20 protein-coding genes are annotated in these 19,510 nt (G+C 40.6%); 8 read left to right on the top strand and 12 right to left on the bottom strand.

All coding sequences use genetic code 11. The annotated features are described in order from the left end of the window. Window positions 1–14 precede the first annotated feature (14 nt). A complete protein-coding gene (locus PHAL_RS0101640; protein ID WP_016706659.1) occupies window positions 15–1,055 on the top strand; it encodes a S1C family serine protease in 1,041 nt (346 codons plus the stop codon). Between the two features lie 96 nt (window positions 1,056–1,151). Here PHAL_RS0101640 and PHAL_RS0101635 read toward each other — a convergent pair whose 3' ends face one another. The 10 genes from PHAL_RS0101635 to hisG all read right to left on the bottom strand — a co-directional run bounded on the left by PHAL_RS0101635 (window position 1,152) and on the right by hisG (window position 9,871). Then, complete coding sequence (locus PHAL_RS0101635) at window positions 1,152–1,664, bottom strand: hypothetical protein (RefSeq protein WP_016706658.1); 513 nt, start codon at window positions 1,662–1,664, stop codon at window positions 1,152–1,154. Between the two features lie 101 nt (window positions 1,665–1,765). After that, the gene (locus PHAL_RS22680; RefSeq protein ID WP_016706657.1) at window positions 1,766–2,500 is read right to left on the bottom strand and encodes a DUF4097 family beta strand repeat protein; all 735 of its coding nucleotides are present in this window, start codon (window positions 2,498–2,500) and stop codon (window positions 1,766–1,768) included. 307 nt (window positions 2,501–2,807) lie between these two features. Beyond that, a complete protein-coding gene (hisIE, locus tag PHAL_RS0101625) occupies window positions 2,808–3,422 on the bottom strand; it encodes a bifunctional phosphoribosyl-AMP cyclohydrolase/phosphoribosyl-ATP diphosphatase HisIE (protein WP_016706656.1) in 615 nt (204 codons plus the stop codon). Beyond that, window positions 3,413–4,192 (bottom strand): imidazole glycerol phosphate synthase subunit HisF, encoded by a 780-nt coding sequence (gene hisF / locus PHAL_RS0101620; RefSeq protein ID WP_016706655.1) that lies wholly within the window; start codon window positions 4,190–4,192, stop codon window positions 3,413–3,415. Before hisF ends, hisIE begins: the two co-directional genes overlap by 10 nt. Then, window positions 4,174–4,908: a 1-(5-phosphoribosyl)-5-[(5-phosphoribosylamino)methylideneamino] imidazole-4-carboxamide isomerase gene (locus PHAL_RS0101615; RefSeq protein WP_016706654.1), complete on the bottom strand. Its 735-nt coding sequence runs from the start codon at window positions 4,906–4,908 to the stop codon at window positions 4,174–4,176. Before PHAL_RS0101615 ends, hisF begins: the two co-directional genes overlap by 19 nt. A 24-nt stretch (window positions 4,909–4,932) precedes the next feature. After that, window positions 4,933–5,523 (bottom strand): imidazole glycerol phosphate synthase subunit HisH, encoded by a 591-nt coding sequence (gene hisH, locus PHAL_RS0101610; protein WP_016706653.1) that lies wholly within the window; start codon window positions 5,521–5,523, stop codon window positions 4,933–4,935. After that, window positions 5,520–6,581 (bottom strand): bifunctional histidinol-phosphatase/imidazoleglycerol-phosphate dehydratase HisB, encoded by a 1,062-nt coding sequence (hisB, locus tag PHAL_RS0101605; RefSeq protein WP_016706652.1) that lies wholly within the window; start codon window positions 6,579–6,581, stop codon window positions 5,520–5,522. The genes hisH and hisB overlap by 4 nt, the downstream gene beginning before the upstream one ends. Next, window positions 6,578–7,663: a histidinol-phosphate transaminase gene (gene hisC / locus PHAL_RS0101600; protein WP_016706651.1), complete on the bottom strand. Its 1,086-nt coding sequence runs from the start codon at window positions 7,661–7,663 to the stop codon at window positions 6,578–6,580. The genes hisB and hisC overlap by 4 nt, the downstream gene beginning before the upstream one ends. Beyond that, entirely contained in the window at window positions 7,663–8,967 is a 1,305-nt protein-coding gene (gene hisD / locus PHAL_RS0101595) for a histidinol dehydrogenase (protein ID WP_016706650.1), read from the bottom strand. The genes hisC and hisD overlap by 1 nt, the downstream gene beginning before the upstream one ends. 4 nt (window positions 8,968–8,971) lie before the next feature. Continuing rightward, window positions 8,972–9,871, bottom strand: a complete 900-nt coding sequence (hisG, locus tag PHAL_RS0101590; RefSeq protein ID WP_016706649.1) for an ATP phosphoribosyltransferase — start codon at window positions 9,869–9,871, stop codon at window positions 8,972–8,974. Window positions 9,872–10,228: 357 nt separating this feature from the next. Between hisG and PHAL_RS0101585 the strand changes: the two genes are divergently transcribed. Both PHAL_RS0101585 and PHAL_RS0101580 read left to right on the top strand, forming a co-directional pair. Continuing rightward, the gene (locus PHAL_RS0101585; RefSeq protein WP_016706648.1) at window positions 10,229–10,462 is read left to right on the top strand and encodes a hypothetical protein; all 234 of its coding nucleotides are present in this window, start codon (window positions 10,229–10,231) and stop codon (window positions 10,460–10,462) included. An 84-nt stretch (window positions 10,463–10,546) separates the two neighbouring features. Then, window positions 10,547–11,512, top strand: a complete 966-nt coding sequence (locus PHAL_RS0101580; RefSeq protein ID WP_016706647.1) for a GGDEF domain-containing protein — start codon at window positions 10,547–10,549, stop codon at window positions 11,510–11,512. Window positions 11,513–11,533: 21 nt separating this feature from the next. On the opposite strand, the gene PHAL_RS0101575 is transcribed toward PHAL_RS0101580, so the two are convergent. Next, a complete protein-coding gene (locus PHAL_RS0101575) occupies window positions 11,534–12,808 on the bottom strand; it encodes a cation:proton antiporter (RefSeq protein WP_016706646.1) in 1,275 nt (424 codons plus the stop codon). A 408-nt stretch (window positions 12,809–13,216) separates the two neighbouring features. Here PHAL_RS0101575 and PHAL_RS0101570 point away from each other — a divergent pair, with 408 nt between their 5' ends. From PHAL_RS0101570 to PHAL_RS22675, 5 genes are all read left to right on the top strand, one after another. Then, the gene (locus PHAL_RS0101570; protein ID WP_232321811.1) at window positions 13,217–15,043 is read left to right on the top strand and encodes an ATP-dependent DNA helicase; all 1,827 of its coding nucleotides are present in this window, start codon (window positions 13,217–13,219) and stop codon (window positions 15,041–15,043) included. Between the two features lie 13 nt (window positions 15,044–15,056). Further along, window positions 15,057–15,767 carry a tRNA (adenosine(37)-N6)-threonylcarbamoyltransferase complex dimerization subunit type 1 TsaB gene (gene tsaB, locus PHAL_RS0101565; RefSeq protein WP_016706644.1) on the top strand — a complete coding sequence of 237 codons (711 nt, stop codon included), beginning with the start codon at window positions 15,057–15,059 and terminating at the stop codon, window positions 15,765–15,767. A gap of 64 nt (window positions 15,768–15,831) precedes the next feature. Further along, window positions 15,832–16,161, top strand: a complete 330-nt coding sequence (locus PHAL_RS0101560) for a hypothetical protein (protein ID WP_016706643.1) — start codon at window positions 15,832–15,834, stop codon at window positions 16,159–16,161. 96 nt (window positions 16,162–16,257) lie between these two features. Next, window positions 16,258–16,740, top strand: a complete 483-nt coding sequence (locus PHAL_RS24455; RefSeq protein WP_232321806.1) for a hypothetical protein — start codon at window positions 16,258–16,260, stop codon at window positions 16,738–16,740. Between the two features lie 62 nt (window positions 16,741–16,802). Further along, window positions 16,803–18,188, top strand: coding sequence for an EAL domain-containing protein (locus tag PHAL_RS22675; RefSeq protein ID WP_232321807.1), 1,386 nt, complete (start codon window positions 16,803–16,805; stop codon window positions 18,186–18,188). Here PHAL_RS22675 and PHAL_RS0101550 read toward each other — a convergent pair whose 3' ends face one another. Further along, a complete protein-coding gene (locus tag PHAL_RS0101550; RefSeq protein WP_016706642.1) occupies window positions 18,189–19,478 on the bottom strand; it encodes an alkaline phosphatase in 1,290 nt (429 codons plus the stop codon). It abuts the gene before it with no gap. Window positions 19,479–19,510: the final 32 nt, after the last annotated feature.

Below are 19,510 nucleotides of genomic sequence, written 5' to 3'. Positions count from 1 at the left end.
AAAAGGATTAGGTAATGAAATTATTCTTTATAGTCTGCTTGAGCTTAGTAACTAGCTTGGCAAACGCAAAAGATTATAGCAGTTTGTATGAAAAACTCGACCAATCAGTGGTGGTTATTTATGCCGATACCGACTTACAGCGAATTGAAAATGATCGCGCAGTAAAAACCACCTCAAGTAGTTTAGGCACAGGCTCCATTATTAATGATGAAGGGCTTATTTTAACCGCAGCACATGTAGTAAATGATGCGGATGAGTTAACTGTAGATGTACCAAACCGTGGTCACTTTAAAGCGAAAGTACTGGCCAGTTATGCACCTGCTGATATTGCGCTTATTAAATTGATCAGCAAAGAGGCTGATTTTAAAGCCATTAAAATAGCGGACTCAGATAAAACAAGCATTGGCGAGGAAGTCTTTATTATTGGTACTCCTTATGGTTTGAGCCATACCTTAACGGTCGGGCATTTAAGTGGTCGGCGTATTCACCCGCATAGTGATGAGGATCTGAAACTAGAGTTCTTACAAACCGATGCAGCCATTAATCAGGGCAATTCAGGCGGCCCTATGTTCAACCAAAAAGGGCAATTGATTGGTGTAGTCAGTTATATTCAAACACAATCAGGCGGTAATGAAGGCTTAGGTTTTGCAGCCAGTAGTAACCTTGTTAAACAAATGCTGATAGAGCGGCCGACTATTTGGTTTGGTACTCACTATACAACGCTACCCAGTGGTATTACTGCAGCGTTAAATATTCCACAGCGTTCAGGTTTATTAATTGAGCGAGTATCTAAGCAAAGTTTTGCGGATCAAGTGGGTTTAAAAGGCGGTTTAGTACAGGCTGTTATTCAAGGTCAACCTTTAACGCTTGGTGGTGATGTGATTTTAGCGGTAGGGCCGCATGTGATCACTGGAGAAAAAACTAATATTGAGCTTATCACCAGCTACATTAAAGGGCTTAAAGCCGGCACGCCGATAGAATTCACTTTAATGCGTGCAGGACACGTAATTAAGCTATCAGCCCCCAAACCTGCAACCCAGATCAAGTTGCTCTAAACAGCAGACTTTCATGACTGATTTAGTGCAAGCAAAAGGCCAACAATTATGTTGGCCTTTTGTTGTTAAGTAGTGTGACTTTAAGGATGAATGTAGCTATTTTCCTGCGACAGGCTTGCCAATTTCTAATGACGTTGACCACGGCGTTGAACGCGATAACGTTTTACCTGTATGAATTGAGATCACAGGCGTTGATTCATCAAGTACAAAGGTAGTACGTAATGACTCAGCCGATTCTTTTTGTTGCTCATGCCAGTTATTCGCAGCTAAACATTCACGCGTGAAATCAACGGCTTTTTGATGAATTGCCACAGCTTGAGACTGCTCTTTATATTCTTCTTGGCAACGATAAGTCACTGTATTGGCATCTAATGCGGTGATCTGACATTGATCGCCCACTAAATTATATTTAGCAGTCCAGGTTTCCATATACTTAGTGTTTACACGGGTACGTTTTAGACCTTCAAAGCGTTTATCGTAAGAACCTAATAAACCATTGATTTTTTCACAAGGGGTGAGGTTATCAATTTGCGCTTGTTGCTCTGGAGATAAAGATGTACAACCCGCTAAAATAATACCAGTAAATAATACCGTTAAAGACTTTTTCATAGTGCGCTATCCTTTTGTAATAGCTAATCCTTCGAAGTTCCCTAAAGGATACCTAAGGGCTTGAAAAAATGCCATTAAAGACTAAAAAATAACGCTATAAATTATAAGTTTTGCTTAGGCACATTGTTTATTGCAACCGAACCAGAACCATCAGACAACAGAGTGAAGCTTGCAGCTTTATCAACATTAATACCACCAGAACCATCACTAATAGTCACATTCCCCTGAGTATTTTTTACTGTAATATTGCCAGAGCCATCGCTAATTTTCATGTTCTGCTGAGAGTTTACAAGGTAAATACTGCCTGAGCCGTCTTGAATGTCTACATTACCGGTAATGTTTCGGGCTTCAATCGAGCCTGAACCGTCATGTATATCAAGGGTGCCTGCAATATTACGGACGTGTATTTCACCTGAGCCATCATGTATTTTTGTTGCTGAGGTAGTGTCAATTGAAATTGCGCCAGAGCCATCGGTAATATTAAGCGTCATTGTTTTCGGTAATGATACCGTCAAATCAATGCGTGTTTGTTGCTCGTTATTATTACAATTATCAGCGGTGAGTGTCGCTGCAGTGTTTTTCTTAGCTAAATTAAGGCAATAATTATTATGTGCTTGATGTTGATAAATTTCAGCTTTAACGGTGATGGAGTCGGTATCACTGCCAACAATATTTAAAAAACCAGCTCCGGCTTCTACGTTTAATTCTGAGGTTGATGTGGCATCAAGTGTCAGCTGTTTTGTGTTTTGTAACGTCATATCGTCATTCCACGCTAATGTTTGAGCTGATAGTAACGCTGCGCCGATCAGAGTGAGTCGACTAAATGTGTTGATCATTATTATTCCCTTTCTTTTATGTCGTGTTTTTAGTTTAGTCGCACACAGCGGTTGAAAAGGTTTAAAGAGAAGTAGATATTTTTTTAATTCGCCTTTATGTGTGCTTCTAAAGCGAATCGCCTATTGGCCTGTTTGTGAGTAATCTATGTAAAGATCGTTTGCACAAAGAGAAGGGAATGAGAAGTAAATGAGAGTAGAGCAACAAATGCCTTAAGCCAATCTTCGACTCATAGGGTTAGCCATACCGACTTACTTATAAAAAGTCTTTTATACAATGCGCTGAGCCAAGCTCAGCGCGTGTAGATAATTACTTATGGCGTCCTTGCAAACATGCAACAACGTCTTTCAGCTCAAGGCCTTGGCGTTGTAGCAACACAATTAAGTGATATAACAAATCAGCAGATTCGTTGGTTAGCTCTTCGTTGTCATGCTTCATGGCAGCAAGAGCAACCTCAACGCCTTCTTCACCGACTTTTTGGCAGCTGCGGCTTAAGTCTTTAGCAAAAAGTGATGCAGTGTAGCTTTTTTCAGGGTCATCGTTTTTACGCTCGACAATTACTTGCTCAAGCTGGGCTAAAAAGCTTAAGCTTGGTTTAGCATCATCACCAAAACAGCTTTGTGTGCCTAAGTGACAAGTAGGGCCCAGTGGGTTTGCAAGCACCAAGATTGAATCGTAATCGCAATCCGTATGGACCGACACTACTTCTAAGTAATTCTCTGAGGTTTCGCCTTTGGTCCATAAACGGTTTTTTGAGCGTGAATAAAATGTCACTTTTTGTTTTTCAAAAGTGACCTCAAGAGACTCTTGATTCATAAAACCTTGCATTAAAATAACCCCAGTACGAGCATCTTGTACAATGGCTGGGATCAGTTCGCTTTTAGCGAAGTCGACTTGAGTGAGGTTTTCTTTAGTTAGTTGCATAGTCGCGCCGCCACTTGGTTATCTGTTAAATACTGTTTTAATTCGCCGATATTGATCACATTTTTGTGAAATACACTGGCTGCGAGTGCGCCGTCGACTTGGCTTTGCTGAAATACATCAACAAAATCCTGCATGGTGCCCGCACCACCTGAGGCAATCAACGGAATGTCACATAAAGCGCGCATTTTAGATAGTTGCTTGTTATCGTAGCCGTTACGTACGCCATCTTGGTTCATGCAGTTTAGAACAATTTCCCCTGCGCCTAAGTCTTGTACGCGTTTAACCCATTCCTCAGTTTTGTAGCGTGTGCGGCTTGATGCATTAGGATCGCCCGTGAGCTGATATACTAAATATTCGCCGGTGACTTCATCATAAAAGCTATCGATGCCGACCACTACACATTGCTTACCAAATTCATCGTGTAACTCTTTGATAAGTTCAGGGCGTGCAATAGCTGGGCTGTTGATGCTGATTTTATCTGCACCACGTTCAAGTACGCGTGCCGCATCAGCAACAGATTTTATACCACCGGCAACGCAAAAAGGAATATCAATATGGCGAGCAATGCTTTCAACCCAATTGACATCGAGTAGGCGTTTTTCCACACTGGCGCTAATTTCATAAAATACCAGTTCATCTGCGCCAGCTTCACTGTAAGCTTGGGCAAGGGTTAAAATATCACCAACGATTTCGTGGCCTTTAAACTTAACGCCTTTAACGACTTGGCCGTCTTTTACATCTAAACATGGGATTATGCGTTTTGATAACATGCCAACGCCTCCTCAACATTAAATGCACCATCAAGGAGTGACTTGCCTAAAATAACTCCACCAACGCCAAGCTCTTTTAGCTTTTTAATATCATCAAGTGAGCTTACGCCACCTGATGCTTGCACTTTAATGTCACTGTTATGTTGTGCAAGCTCTTGATACAAGGAAAATGAAGGGCCAGTCATAGTGCCGTCCTTACTGATGTCCGTGCATAGAAAGTCAATCACACCCAGTGCAACATAAAAATCCACTAGCTCAAACAAGCCAAATTCAGACTCACTTAACCAACCGTGAGTAGCAGGGGCCCAGCCGCTGTCAGTTTTATTTACATCAAGGGCAATAACAAAGTGTTTAGCGCCAAATTTTTCAATCCAAGCTTTTACTTCGTCACGTTTTTCAACGGCCATAGAGCCAATAACCACTTGGTTAGCACCGGCGTTTAGCCAGTCACTTACATCTTGCTCACTGCGAATACCGCCGCCAACTTGATAGGGTACGTTCAGTGCTTTGGTTGCGGCTTGAATATGTTGCCACTGCTTTTTGTTTGGATCCCGTGCGCCTTCTAAATCAACAAGGTGCAACTTACCTGCGCCGCTTTGTGCATATTCTTGTAAGCGAGCGCCAAGCTCAAATGGGTAAAATTGTGCGGTATCATATTTACCTTGATATAAACGCACGATTTGATTTTGTAATACATCTAATGCTGGAATAATCACGTTGAGTTCTCTTTATAATGTTGATTAAACTTGCCAGTCTAAAAAGTTTTGTAATAAACGCGTGCCCACTTTTGCGCTACGTTCAGGGTGAAATTGCATACCTGCGTAGTTATCGTTTGCTACGATGGCTGAAAACGTTTGCCCGTATTCGCCGCTAACAAGGGTTGCATCATTTACGGTATGCGCAAAGCTGTGGACAAAATACACTTGGTCGTTTTCATCAAGGCCTTTGGTTAACGCATGTTCGCGATTCAGTATTAAATTGTTCCAACCCATGTGCGGTGAGGTTAAATTTCCTACATCAAGGGCGTTAACTTGACCTGGGATTTTACCCAAGCACTGCACATTACCTTCTTCAGTGCTGTCGCATAAAAGCTGCATACCTAAACAAATTCCCATTAGCGGGCGTTGGTATTCATTTATGGCTTGTTGCCAACCGCCTTCAACTAAGCGTTTCATTGCAACGGATGCATGACCCACACCCGGTAAAATAGCGCGTTCAAAGTTTTTAAGTTGCTCAGGAGAGGTGATCACCTCAGGTGTTCGCCCTAAACGTTCAAAAGCAAAACGCACAGAGTTGATATTGGCACAACCGGTATTAATTATGGCAATCATAAACACCCCTTAGAGCTTGCCGTTTGTTGGCTCGCGTCAGCGGCAATAGCCATACGTAACGCACGAGAGAATGCTTTAAACAAGCCTTCTACTTGATGATGACAGTTACCATCGCTAACCGACATGATTAAGCTAATTGCAGCATTATCACTTAAGCTTTTGAAGAAATGCTCCACCATTTGCACATCTAAGTCACCGGCTTTTTCACGGCTAAAGTTAGCGTTTAGAACAAATGATGCACGCCCTGATAAATCAATTTGTGCTTCTGCTTTGCATTCATCCATTGGCAGCGCAAACCCATAACGGGCAATTTGCGATTTTGTGCCAAGCGCTTCTTTTAATGCAAGACCAAGGGCGATACCAATATCTTCAACTAAGTGGTGTTCATCTATGTGTAAGTCACCTTTGGCTTGAATATCAAGGCCGATATTGGCGTGAGTACGAATTTGATCCAGCATGTGATCAAAAAAGCCAAGGCCTGTGCTGATCTCACCATTTTTATTTTGATCTAAATTGAGTTTTACATCAATTTGCGTTTCTTTGGTGTTGCGAGTGATGCGACCTTGGCGATCTGCTGTGGTTAGTTTAGTAACAATGGCGTTCCAATCACCGTCATATAATATGCCTTCGCAGCATAAATTTTGCGCCAGGCCAATATCTGTTTGTCGATCGCCAATCACAAATGAACGGCCTATATCAACTTTGCCAGAGCGCATAAGCTCGGTAAGTAAGCCTGTTTTAGGCTTACGGCAATCACAGTTTTGCTCATCAAAGTGAGGGCAAATTAGCACTTCGTCAAATTTGATCCCTTGGCTTGATAAAATATCCATCATTTTATCTTGGGCGATATCAAAGTCAGCAGTAGGAAAGCTATCTGTACCTAAACCATCTTGGTTCGACACCATTACTAAACGATAGCCCGCAGCTTGCAACTGTAATAGGGCAGGGATCACATTTGGTAAAAAAGCCAGTTTTTCTAAGCTGTCTACTTGTTTGTCTGTGATTGGCTCTTCAATAATAGTGCCGTCGCGGTCGATAAATAAATACGGGTTGCTCATGATACTTCCTGCTCTTTTTGCGTGGTTGATTGGCTAAGGCCATCTAACCAAATTTTTACTTGTTCTAATTCTTGTTCATTACCAATTGAAATGCGTAACCAGTCATTTTCGCCATATAAGGTAAAGGCACGCATGACTAACCCTTGCTTTAATGCAGTATTAAAGCTGTTTTTATCGGCCAGTTTTAAGGTGACAAAGTTACCTTCACCACTGAGTACATTTAATACGGCAGGGGACGCACTAAGCCATTGCTTTAATTTTATTTTAAGGGCGTTCAAAATAGTAACTTGGCGGCGCATTGACGTAATTGCGTCTGGGCTTAGGGCATTGGCTGCAATGCTCGCGACGACGGTTGATACTGGGTACGGTGCAATTACTTTACGAATTGGCGCAAGTACTGACGCTTGTGCAAGAGTAAAGCCTGTACGTAGGCCTGCTAATGCAAAGGCTTTAGAAAGTGTACGCAATACAACCACGTTGGCAAATTGATTAATAAGGCTACTCGCGCTTTGCTCTGGACAAAACTCAATATAGGCTTCATCAACAATAACCAGCGCTTTATCAGTGAGGGCTGTCGCAATCGCTTTGATTTTATCAAGTGGTGTTAAGCTGCCTGTAGGGTTATTTGGGTTACAAATAAACACTAATTTACTGTTACCCACAGCTGTGATTATGTCATCAACTGAGCCATCTAATAACAGCGCTTGGCTTAAACCATTAATCGCGACATTATGGGTATCCGCGGTGACTTTATACATACCGTAAGTTGGTAGGAATAAAGCAACCGAATCTTGTGCCGGTTGGCAATAGGTACGAACCAGTAACTCGATGCCTTCATCTGCACCACGAGTCATGAGTACTTGATCGGCGCTTAACTGCGCATAGTCAGCATAGCGATTGATCACGCTAGCGGGCTGTGGATCTGGGTAGCGATTTAAATCACTAATATTAATATCGATATTTTTTACATACGGGCTTTCGTTAGCATTTAACCACGTTGTGCCGGTCAGTTTTTCACTTTTAGCTGAACTATACGCTGCTAATGCATCAATATTTGCGGGTAATAAAGGGTTATTACTCATTATTCATTGCCTCTATTCATAGCCTCTAAACGCACCTTTACAGCATTGGCGTGGGCATCAAGTCCTTCAGCATCTGCAAGGGGGAGTATTGCTTTAGATAAGTTTTTTAAACCATTTTCGGTGATTGTTTGCACCGTATACGTACGGAAAAAATCAAGTAAGTTTAAGCTCGAATACGTTGCGCTATAACCGTAAGTGGGTAATACGTGGTTAGTACCCGACGCATAATCACCCGCAGACTCGGGAGTATAGTCACCGACAAACACAGAGCCGGCATTTTTCACTTTATCTAAATACGGGTTAGCATCAGCTAATTGCAAAATTAAGTGTTCAGGGCCATAAAGTGCTGACACGTCAAATGCTTGCTCAATTGAATCTACCAATATGAGCGATGAGTTAGCAAGTGCTTTAGCGGCGATATCTTGTCGTGATAGTTTAGCTAACTGACGTTCAATCGCTTGTTGGGTGCGGGTAATCGTCAATTCACTGTTACTCAATAAAATAACTTGTGAATCCGCTCCGTGCTCTGCTTGAGATAATAAATCAGCGGCAATAAATTCAGGGTTAGCGCGCTCATCAGCAATAACTAAAACCTCAGATGGGCCAGCTGGCATATCTATTGCCATACCGGGAATAGTTTGTGCGACAAGTTGCTTAGCCATAGTGACAAAGCTGTTACCAGGGCCAAAAATTTTATTCACCTTGGGCACAGAGTCTGTACCATAAGCCATGGCGGCGATTGCACCGGCGCCGCCACTTTCTACGATTGTTTTGATTCCGCATAATTTAGCCGCATATAAAATTGCTGGGTTGATTTGCGCATCACCTTGCACTGGCGTTGCAAGTACCACGGTTTTTGCACCGCTTAACTGTGCAAGTACACCTTGCATAATAACCGACGAAGGCAATGGCGCACTGCCACCGGGTACATAAATACCCACCGCTTCAATCGCTTGATATTTTAGTTCACACAACACGCCAGGTTGAGTGGTTAACTTAATATCTTTAGGTAATTGCGCTTGATGAAAGCGTTTAACATTGGCATATGCTGTATCAATTGCATATTTAAGTTCGGGGCTTAACAGTGAAACAGCACTATTAATTTCCTCAACAGGCACTAATAATCGTGGTGCCTCGCGATTATCAAACTGCTTTGCCATTGTAAGTAAGGCTTCATCACCTTGCTCTTTTACGTTTGCCATTATGGTTTGGCAAATTTCTTCTACCTCAGCACTCGCACTTACAGCAGGGCGCATTAGCGCCGCTGCTTGTGCATCTGCGGATACCTCATTCCAGCGCAGCATCGAGTTACTCCATCATTTTTTCAATTGGCATAACGAGGATAGAATTTGCACCAAGTGCTTTTAATTGCTCCATCGTTTCCCAAAATAGCGTTTCGCTGCTGACCATGTGTAGGGCAACATATTCTTCAGAACCGGCAAGTGCTAATACTGTTGGTTGGCCTGAACCTGGAAGAATATCGCAAATTTCATCTAATTTATCTTTTGGTGCGTGTAGCATGATGTACTTGCTTTCTTTAGCTTGTCTAACGCCACGCAGACGCGGCATAAGCTTGTTGATAAGCGCCAGTTTATCAGTATCTTGTAAATCTTTATTTTGAATTAAACAGGCGTTTGATTCTAAAATTGTATCGCCTTGTATTAGGCCGTTTGCTTCAAGGGTTGCACCTGTTGATACTAAATCACAAATTGCATCAGCAAGACCTGCACGAGGTGCAACTTCAACTGAACCCGTTAGCATAACAGTGCTTGCGTTAATACCTTCACGCTTTAGGTATTGAGTAAGAATTTCTGGGTAAGTGGTAGCAATACGTTTACCTTCAAACCAGCTTTTATCTTGTTTACCGAGCTCTTGAGGCCAAGCTAAAGCTAAGCGACAGTAGCCAAAATCAAGTTTAGACAGTTTGTTTACTTCACTTGGTACGCCTTGACGTTCACGCTCAGCTTGTACTTCAACAAGCACGTTTTCGCCCACGATACCCAAGTCACACACACCATCCATAACAAGGCCCGGAATATCGTCATCGCGCACACGCAGTACGTCAATTGGCATATTGGTTGAGTGGGCGATTAAGCGTTGCTCACGTAAATTAAGTTTTACACCTAATTGTTTTAGTAAGTCTTGGCAATCTTTAGAAAGGCGGCCACCTTTTTGGATGGCGATACGTAGACGGTTGCTGTTACTCATTATTCATTTTCCTTTAATTTAAAAACTAAAAACCCCGAGGGAACCTCAGGGCGAAAATGAATCTTTATATGTTGATTCGCCAGAGGTTCCTTTTAGGAATAACCTCTCAGCGAAAGACCTGACAGGTTATTCCGATGAATGGTGGTGATGATGTACTGTTGTCAGGTTTAAGCGCATTATAATATTTCCTAAATAACTTTCGTTTTGCATTACAGTGTATAAACAAAAGTTGTTAATCTGTTTAAGTAAATTTCACATATAGAAAAACATTTAATGGTTAAACTGGCAAGTTTTTTTTGCATAAATTAAAGAATAAGCTATAACGGCCGATGATAAGAGTAACCAAAGGAGGAACGTATGGATATGATGATCCCTTATTTAGGGCAAATTACTCGCTTACAGCTTGAATCAAAAGGTGCTTTTCACATTGCGGGGGTAAAAGACTCGAACGCGCAGCGAATTGAACGTGAAAAACGTAGAAAAAGAGAGCTACTTCAAAAAGAAATATTGCAGGGTAAAAAGCCAAAATCAGATAAAACAGCAATAACAGAAGATGAAAATGGCGAAAAACATCTTGATACTTGGGCCTAAAAGCTCAGTACATCCATAGTATTTATTTAATCTGCTATATTAAATATACACAGAAATTAATAAATATGTACGTTGAGGTATTTGATGGATAAGCCATTACTTCCTGACAATGAAGACGTTAGACTTGCAGGATTAAGAGCGCTAAATATTTTAGACACACAAAGTGAAGAATCACTTGATAGAGTTACACGCCTCGCTAAATACTTATTTGATGTACCAATTTCACTGATTAGCTTAGTAGATGAAGATAGGCAATGGTTTAAATCATGTATAGGGCTTGATGTTAAAGAAACACCTCGCGATATTTCTTTTTGTGGTCACGCTATATTAGATGATGACCCACTCGTTATTTGTGATACTCTTGCTGATCCCCGTTTTGCAGATAATCCACTGGTTTTAAATACACCGAAGATACGTTTTTATGCAGGCTATCCAATTAAATTATCTGAAGGTGTGCGTATTGGCACGCTTTGTATTATTGATATCAAACCCCGAGCGTTTTCTAATGAAGATAAACAAGCATTAAAAGATCTTACGCTGATAACTCAACGTGAGATATCAATTATGCAATTAGCAACTCGTGATGAGTTAACAAATATTCCTAATCGACGAGGTTTTATTTTAATGGCTGAGCGCTATCTAGATTTGTGTATCAGACAGCAGTTTAATGCGATTGTCATTTTTATTGATCTCGATTCATTTAAGCCAATTAATGATAAATATGGTCATGCTGAAGGTGATAGAGTCCTGCAGCTGTTTGCTAGTATTATAAGTTCATTGTGCCGTAAATCGGATCTATTCGGTCGTTTTGGTGGTGATGAGTTTGTGCTTTTGTTGACACAGGTTACGCTGAGTGAATGCCAGCGGCTTATCTCGCGAATAGAAAAAAGTGCAGCTACATTAAATTTGTCACTGCCCAGCTCGACAACTGTGAGTTTTTCGTTTGGTGTTGCTGAGTTTAACCCCCGACAGCCGTTAGAACTAGAAGAATTGTTGCAAATAGCAGATGCCGATATGTATAAAAATAAGGAGGCTAAAAAGGCAAGTTAACCTTTTTAGCCGTGAATAAAACTACTTAGCAGAGTTAATACTACTATGGATCAGCGGTGAAATAGTAAGGCCTTGCACTATAATCGAAAAGATCACTACCACATAAGTGACAATAACAATCAGATTATGTAGGTCTGAACTACCAATAAATACTTGATCGCGAGGTATAGCTGCCGCCATTGCCAGCGCAAGGCCACCACGCAAACCACCCCAAGTTAAGATTTTCACGGTGTGTTTGTCGTATTTTCTAAACTTCTTGAACACCACAAACGGCGCGCCAACACTGATAAAACGCGCAAATAGCACCAATGGTACCATTAATAGTCCTAAACCAATTTCAGCAAGGCTGATGGGCATAGTGACAATGAGCATGCCAATAATCAAAAACAATAACGCATTTAGAAAGCTATCGGTAGCATGCCAAAAGTCTTTTACATAACGCGTGTCTTCAGGCCCGGTGCGTTCAGTGGCTTTAGTGCGGGTTATATTACCCAGCAATATGCCACTGGTTACCATTGCCAGAGCACCTGATATCTCCCAAATATTAGCTGCAGCAAACCCGGCGGTTGGAATGGTTAATGTAAGTAATAAGCGAATATTTACATCGCGGCTGTTAATTATTAAAAAATGACCCACTAAGGCTATTGCAAGACCAAATACAATTCCGCCGATTGCATCGACTAAAAACAATTCACCAATATCAGCCACTGTGGCTTCAGTGCCATAAAATGCCACTGCAAAAATGGTGGTGAAGATCACCAAACCAATACCATCGTTAAACAGTGACTCGCCTTCAACTTGCACAGATATCCCCTCGGGAGCGCGCATTTGTTTGATGATGGCAAGTACGGCAATTGGATCGGTCGGGCTTATCAGGGCACCAAATAATAAACAGTAAATAAAAGGTACAGGCCACCCCATGAGTGCGAATAAATAAAAACTTAAATAACCAATTATGAAGGTTGAAGCGAGAGTTGAAAATAACACCAGCGCTGTTATTTCCCAGCGCTGCTTTTTAAGTGCAGCAAGGTTAATTTCAAGGGCGCCAGCAAAAAGTAAAAAGCCCAACATACCTTTGAGTAATAATTGATTAAAATCAATGCTTGAGACGATTTGGGTTATCTCTAATGCGGTCGAGTCACCTTGTAATTTAACCGCTAAAATTAATAACAATGATATAACCACTGAGCCTGTAGTGATGGCAATGGTTGTTTGCATCTTAAGGATGTATTGATTAGCAAAAGCAATAAATATAGCCAGTGCGGATAAAAAACAGATGAGGTACCAAGCATTCATAGATTAACCCTAATTAATATGTACAGGTGCTTATAGTCCAATAAAATATATAGCCTAATAAAATAGTTATGTTCCATAGAGTACTTGTTAATCTTACAAATACAGTATGAATCTATTTACTATTTAGCGGAGTTTTTCCGTGGCGCTATGGTACTCCTGTCTTTTTTATAAGTCACAAGGAAAACCGCTTTTTGTTATGCGATTTCGTTTATTTTTATATAAATTATTGCATGCAACGGAGTAATATTTGACTGAGTGTTGCATTGACTTGCTCTACAGTCATACCTTACGTAAAATCCAGCTATTATTTTTAGTAAAGCGATCGTTATTATCAAACAGCTTTTTAGTGCAGATGGGCCATTAGCACTGTCTTTGGATGGTTATACGCCGCGCCAGCCGCAAATTGACATGGCGGTGGCCGTTAGTGATGCTTTGAAGAACCGTACGCAATTGGTTGTTGAGGCAGGAACGGGAACAGGTAAAACCTATGCATATTTGGCTCCTGCATTAAAATCTAAAGGTAAAACTATTATTTCTACTGGTACTAAAGCCTTGCAGGAACAGTTGTACCACAGAGATTTACCGCAATTAGTAAAAGCACTGAGTGCCAGTAAAAAAACCGCCTTACTGAAAGGGCGCAGTAATTACTTATGTATTTATCGGCTAAATCAGCATGTTGCCCATGTACCGACAGATGATTCAGACGTGATGCATCAATTAGCTATGGTGGCTAAATTTGCCAGTGAGACCCGTACCGGTGACTTAGCAGATTGTATTGGTATTGAAGAAGACGCCAAAGTTTTACCTTATGTAAGCTCTACCGCCGATAATTGTTTAGGTAAAGAATGCCCTGATTTTCAAGATTGCTATATTCGTAAAGCGCGATTAACAGCTATGGATGCCGATGTGGTGGTGGTAAACCATCATTTATTTTTTGCCGATATGGCAGTGAAAGACACTGGCTTTGCCGAGCTTATTCCAACTGCTGACGCGTATATTTTTGACGAAGCACATCAGCTGAGTGAAATAGCCAGTGATTATTTTGGGGAAAGTGTCAGTACTAAAAAGCTGGTCGATTTAATCAATGATCTGCGGGCAATTTATAGAGCAGACATACCTGATATGCTGCAACTGGGCAAAACGCTCAATAAATTAGAAACCAGTGTCGCTGACTTACGGTTACAATTTGGCATTGATAGCAGTCGGGGAGATTGGCGGCAAATGCTCGCTAGCAAAGAAATTTGTGCCGCATTACACCGGGTGATTAGTGACCTTGATTTTTTATATCAAGTGTTAAAACATTGTTTAGATAGAAGTGACAAAATAGAACACCCATTTGAGCGTACACTCGCATTTAAAGGTCAATTAGAGCGTGTGTTCGATATTAGCCAAACAGGTTACAGTTATTGGTATGAAACCACTCGCCGTTATTTGACTGTGCACGTTACACCATTGAATGTGTCTGTTAAATTTGCACAAATGATGAAAGATACCGGCGCTGGCTTTGTATTTACCTCTGCAACTTTGTCTGTCGATAATGCCCTTGAACATTTTAATGCAAGCCTAGGCTTAAAGCCTGCCAAAAGCATGATGGTAGACAGCCCATTTGACTATTATCAGCAGGCACTTTTATGTTTACCACGTTATTTACCAGAGACACACGCGGCAAATATGCCCCATGCAATCGTGAAGCTTACCTTAGATTTAATAAAAGCGGCAAAAGGACGCTGCTTTGTGTTGTTTACCAGCTACCGTATGATGCACTTGGTGGCTGAGGGGCTAAGTACACAAATTGATTACCCTATTTACATGCAAGGGCAAATGTCTAAACGTATCATACTCGAAAAATTCACCCGCCATGGTAATGCTGTTTTACTTGGCACAGCTTCATTTTGGGAAGGGGTTGATGTGCGAGGAAGTGCGTTAAGCTGTGTTATTATTGACAAATTGCCTTTTGCAGCACCAGATGATCCATTATTACAAGCTAAGATGCAGGATGCACAACGACAAGGCCATGACCCATTTGCATATATACAACTGCCACAAGCTGTTATTGCACTCAAACAAGGTGTTGGCCGCTTAATTCGTGATAATAAAGATAAAGGCGTATTAGTTATTTGTGATAACCGCCTAGTGACACGACACTATGGCCAGGTATTCTTAAAAAGCTTACCGCCAATGCGCCGCACCCGAAGTTTGGCAGTTGCCAGCGAATTTTTAGAACATATTAATTAGAGAAATAATTGCCATGAATGAGCAACTAACTGCGAGTAAAATAAACATATTGGCGCTTGATGCCTCAACAGAAGCACTGTCTTTAGTGCTTAGTTATAACGGTCAGCTGTTTCATCATTTTGAAGAGTGCCCACAGCAACATAGCCAAAAGATATTACCTTTGGTTGATTCATTACTAGCGCAAGCAAGTTGTAAGTTAACTGATTTAGATGTGATTGGTTTTGGTCAAGGCCCTGGTAGTTTTACTGGAGTGCGTATCAGTGTGGCGATTGCTCAGGGACTTGCTTATGCATGTAAGTTACCGTTAGTTGGAGTATCAACCTTGCAAATGATGGCGCAACAAGCATATCAGCAGACCGGGCAGGTGAGTGTTTTAAGTGCTATTGATGCACGGATGGGGGAAATTTATTTCGCTCACTATATGATAAATGAGCTGGGGATCATGACATTACAAGGTGAAGAGCAGGTATTGAAACCAGCGCAGTTAACACTTGAAGGTAAACAAGGTATTGCTGTTGGCACGGGGTGGCAAACATACCCTGAAGTATTACATAATAATGCGAATATACAGTTAAATAACGAGATCACCTTACCCGATGCGGGTTTTATGTTATCCACAGTTAGCCATGAATTTGCTGAGCAACGTACTGTATCTGCTGCGCAAGCTCAGCCAAAATATGTACGTGATACAGTGACCTGGAAAAAACTACCAGGGCGCGAATAACGCAACTTGCAAGGTTATTAAATATGGCACATAATTTAATAACCTTAAATAGCGAGACCTAACTGTGACTATACCGATTGGTTCAGGTTTTTACACGGGAGATATCCCGGGTAAAATCACCACAAAACAGAGTATAACTAATAAACCGCAAGGCTTGTTAGAGCAGCCTGTTGCCGAGGGTAAAAAGTCTGTCGAATTTGTTAAGTCTAACCAAGCAGGTATTGCGCTTGCCGATAAACTACACAGTGAAACACTAACGCCTAATTATCGACAAACAATTTATGACCAACCTACTGCAAAAGTAAGTCGTGCAATTTCTACTTACACCGAGTTTGCAAACCTTGAACGCCGAGCTGAAGTACAAAACTTGATCGGTGTTGATATTTACGCTTAAAATGAGCATGAGCTTTTTTCACTTTCTGTTAACGTATTTCGCTTGTTTATTTTCCTAAACTAGGTATTGTTGGTGAAAAAAGAATAAGATCGACTTGTGTTACTCACTACGTTTTTTAATCAATTTAATCAAAGTGCTGTAAAGCTTTCATCGAATACAATTATATTGTCTTTGCGCGAAGGGTATATTGCTTTAATTCCATTCTTTATTGTTGCCTCTGTTATTACGCTCCTAAATCAGTGGTTTAATATTGCGGATAAAACAGGTAATCATGTTTTCCTTAATGAGTTTAACTTATTGGTGTGGGCGTTATTTCCACTCATCACATTGATTTCTTTTAGTTATTATCTTTCTAAAAATTTACAGTTACATACGATTGCAGCACCTGTTCTAGTCGTTACTTGTTTTTGCGCCAGTACTGGCTATGTGTATGTTGACTCAACAGGCATTAATGTTGACAATAAATCCGGTGTTCTTTATTCCATTTTAATGCCAATTTTTTGTTGTTATTCATTACGTTACTTTTCATCCATCAAAGCTTTGAAACTAGTTGGCATTAGCACGATCAGTTTATTTTAACATCCATGATCAGTGATGCGGTTGCAACCAGTACTTTTGAGAAAGTTAGTTTGCAGATGATAATGGCACACACCTTGTGGTTTTTTGGTGTTCATGGTGATAACGCTTATCATATTTTAGCGCCAGTTAGCTATACTGACTATGAAGTGTTAGCAGGATTAACAAGTTATAATTTTTTTAGTGTCTTTGTTCTGCTAGGTGGTACAGGCTGTATATGGGGATTGATCATTGCGTGCTATTTAATTAAAGATGCAGAGCATGAGCGAAGTATTGCACGAATTTCAGCACCATTGGCTGTCTTTAATATTAGTGAAGTGATGATTTATGCACTGCCGATTGTGTTTAATCCTTATTTTATTATTCCTTTTTTACTTACGCCAATTTTGAATGGCGGGATTGCCTTTTTATTAATTGATAATGGATTTTTAGTACTCAGTAGCAGTGAAAGTATTCCATGGTTTACCCCTGTAATACTCAGTGGTTGGATGGCAACTCATAATTGGACGGGGATTGCGCTGCAGCTACTATTAATTGCCCTTAATGTAGCCATTTACTACCCATTTGTGCTGGCAAATAAGCGACTTAATATTACGGGCAAGTCATTGGATATTTTAGTAAAACGCTATAGTGCAGGGTTAAGTGTAGAGGGTCAAGCAGAGCAAAGCTTTGCCAGTGCTCATTCTAAAAAGCTTGTTGAACAATACAGTTTAAAGGCAGTGACCGATACACTAAACAGTGGCGCACTTGCCCTTTATTATCAACCAAAAATTGACCCCACTACGCAGAAAATCATTGGTTTTGAGGCGTTACTGAGGCTAATTAAAAGCAATGGTGAAGTTGTAGGTCCTTGGTTTTTAGCAACGCTAGAGCATAATAATTTAATGCAGGTGATTGATGATTTTGTAATTGATCAGCTTGAAGTTGATTTAGGTAATTTTGCCAGAAATGGCTTTAAGCCAAAAATTAGCTTTAATATTTCGCCACAAAATTTACTCGATGGTGGTTATAAACGAGTAGTAAAAGCGTTTAGCCGATACCCTAATCAAGTTGAAGTTGAAATATTGGAGTCTAGCTATATTGAAGACTTTGATGCGACTATTGATTTAGTAAAGCATTTAAATGAACATAATATCGAATGTGCAATGGATGACTTTGGTACCGGTTATTCGTGCCTATCCGTATTATCCAAACTAAATGTAAATACTATTAAGCTTGACCGCAGCTTATTACCTGAACACGGTAATAGCAAGTCTGTGATGCTGTATCAGCATTTGGCAAAAATTTGTGATGAATTAGGTTTTAATATTGTCGCGGAAGGGGTTGAAAATGATTTGCATGAAGATGTGGTGAAAAAAGCCAAGATACAGTGTGCACAAGGCTTTTTATATAATAAGGCGTTGCCGTTTAATATTGTTCTTGAGCTTTTACAAAAACAACATAAACCCTAATTAATTTTGCTCAATAAAGCTAATTAGTTTATTTGCTATATCGGTATTATTCAGTGAACCGGTAAAGTGTTCAGCCCCTTTACCGTGAGCGAAAACTTGTACGTCAATTGCTGTATGGCCGCCTGTTGTCCAACCAGTAAAGCTGGCATTGCTGATGATATCTTTAATTGCCAAATTAAGTGCTTTGTCACCTAATTTTTTAGCTTGCTCAAGCTTAGCTTGATTTTCCGGTGTATAATCAATGCTGGTGTTTGCAGTCCAAATTGCTTTTAAGTCACTAGACTCACTCATTAATTTAGTTAAAGTAACAGCGGTTGCTTTAACGCCCTTTACGATTTCAGTTTCCCACTTATATTGACCATGAGCACCGAGTGTTAACCCACCAGTAGAGTGATCGGCTGTGATCACCAATAAAGTATCAGGGTTGTTATCGACGTAGGCTTTTGCTTGCTCAATTGATTTTGCAAAGTCGTCCATTTCAGCCATTGCACAGGCAATATCATTGGCATGGCCGCACCAATCAATCTGGCTGCCTTCGATCATAACGAAAAAGCCATCTTTCTTATTTTTATCCAATAATTCAAGCGCTTTATTGGTCATTTTTGTTAAACGTGTGGGGTTTTTATCTAATGCAAAATCAAGTGCAACCGGTGCAAACAATCCTAAAGCAGGAATTTGTTTTATATCTTTTAATGCAGCGAAATCATCACTGTATTGGTAACCTGCTTGTTTAAATTCTTCAACTAAATTACGGTCTTCGCGGATATAATATTTGGTACCACCACCTAGCATCAAATCGACAGGTAACTTACCCGCAATTTTATTGTCAATGTAATCATTGGCAATCTCGTCATAGTTACGGCGTGATTCATTATGGGCAGCAAAGCTGGCTGGCGTTGCATGGTTTATTTGTGAAGTGGCAACTAACGCTGTGATCATGCCTTGCTGCTTGGCGATTTCTAGCATGGTTTTAAGTGGTTTTTTAGCTGTATCGACAGCGATTGCACCATTGTAGCTTTTATGACCTGAACTAAGCGCGGTTGCACCTGCGGCACTGTCTGTTACATAAGTATGATCATCAGGGTAAGTATGCGCCATACCAGTAAGCATAGTGTCAAATACAGTGCTTTCAATTTCTTTAGTTGATGGGTCATCTTTAAAGTAGCGGTATGCTGTTGTATAAGCGGGGCCCATACCATCACCAATCATATAAATAATGTTCTTTGGTGCTTGCTCTGCATATACACTTGCAGAGCATAATAATGCCAATAGGCTTATTTGTTTTTTCATTTTTGTACCCTGTTTATTATGTGGTGTTATTG

This window comes from Pseudoalteromonas haloplanktis ATCC 14393 (genome assembly GCF_000238355.1).
In the GTDB taxonomy this organism is placed as follows: domain Bacteria; phylum Pseudomonadota; class Gammaproteobacteria; order Enterobacterales; family Alteromonadaceae; genus Pseudoalteromonas; species Pseudoalteromonas haloplanktis.
This window is presented reverse-complemented; position numbering and strand designations above follow the sequence as displayed.

Excerpts from the sequence above, each read along its gene's own strand:
- PHAL_RS0101640 (WP_016706659.1), top strand. The coding sequence starts at position 15 with ATGAAATTATTCTTTATAGTCTGCTTGAGCTTAGTAACTAGCTTGGCA.
- PHAL_RS0101635 (WP_016706658.1), bottom strand. The coding sequence starts at position 1,664 with ATGAAAAAGTCTTTAACGGTATTATTTACTGGTATTATTTTAGCGGGT.
- PHAL_RS22680 (WP_016706657.1), bottom strand. The coding sequence starts at position 2,500 with ATGATCAACACATTTAGTCGACTCACTCTGATCGGCGCAGCGTTACTA.
- hisIE (WP_016706656.1), bottom strand. The coding sequence starts at position 3,422 with ATGCAACTAACTAAAGAAAACCTCACTCAAGTCGACTTCGCTAAAAGC.
- hisF (WP_016706655.1), bottom strand. The coding sequence starts at position 4,192 with ATGTTATCAAAACGCATAATCCCATGTTTAGATGTAAAAGACGGCCAA.
- hisH (WP_016706653.1), bottom strand. The coding sequence starts at position 5,523 with ATGATTGCCATAATTAATACCGGTTGTGCCAATATCAACTCTGTGCGT.
- hisB (WP_016706652.1), bottom strand. The coding sequence starts at position 6,581 with ATGAGCAACCCGTATTTATTTATCGACCGCGACGGCACTATTATTGAA.
- hisC (WP_016706651.1), bottom strand. The coding sequence starts at position 7,663 with ATGAGTAATAACCCTTTATTACCCGCAAATATTGATGCATTAGCAGCG.
- hisD (WP_016706650.1), bottom strand. The coding sequence starts at position 8,967 with ATGCTGCGCTGGAATGAGGTATCCGCAGATGCACAAGCAGCGGCGCTA.
- hisG (WP_016706649.1), bottom strand. The coding sequence starts at position 9,871 with ATGAGTAACAGCAACCGTCTACGTATCGCCATCCAAAAAGGTGGCCGC.
- PHAL_RS0101585 (WP_016706648.1), top strand. The coding sequence starts at position 10,229 with ATGGATATGATGATCCCTTATTTAGGGCAAATTACTCGCTTACAGCTT.
- PHAL_RS0101580 (WP_016706647.1), top strand. The coding sequence starts at position 10,547 with ATGGATAAGCCATTACTTCCTGACAATGAAGACGTTAGACTTGCAGGA.
- PHAL_RS0101575 (WP_016706646.1), bottom strand. The coding sequence starts at position 12,808 with ATGAATGCTTGGTACCTCATCTGTTTTTTATCCGCACTGGCTATATTT.
- PHAL_RS0101570 (WP_232321811.1), top strand. The coding sequence starts at position 13,217 with ATGGCGGTGGCCGTTAGTGATGCTTTGAAGAACCGTACGCAATTGGTT.
- tsaB (WP_016706644.1), top strand. The coding sequence starts at position 15,057 with ATGAATGAGCAACTAACTGCGAGTAAAATAAACATATTGGCGCTTGAT.
- PHAL_RS22675 (WP_232321807.1), top strand. The coding sequence starts at position 16,803 with ATGGCACACACCTTGTGGTTTTTTGGTGTTCATGGTGATAACGCTTAT.
- PHAL_RS0101550 (WP_016706642.1), bottom strand. The coding sequence starts at position 19,478 with ATGAAAAAACAAATAAGCCTATTGGCATTATTATGCTCTGCAAGTGTA.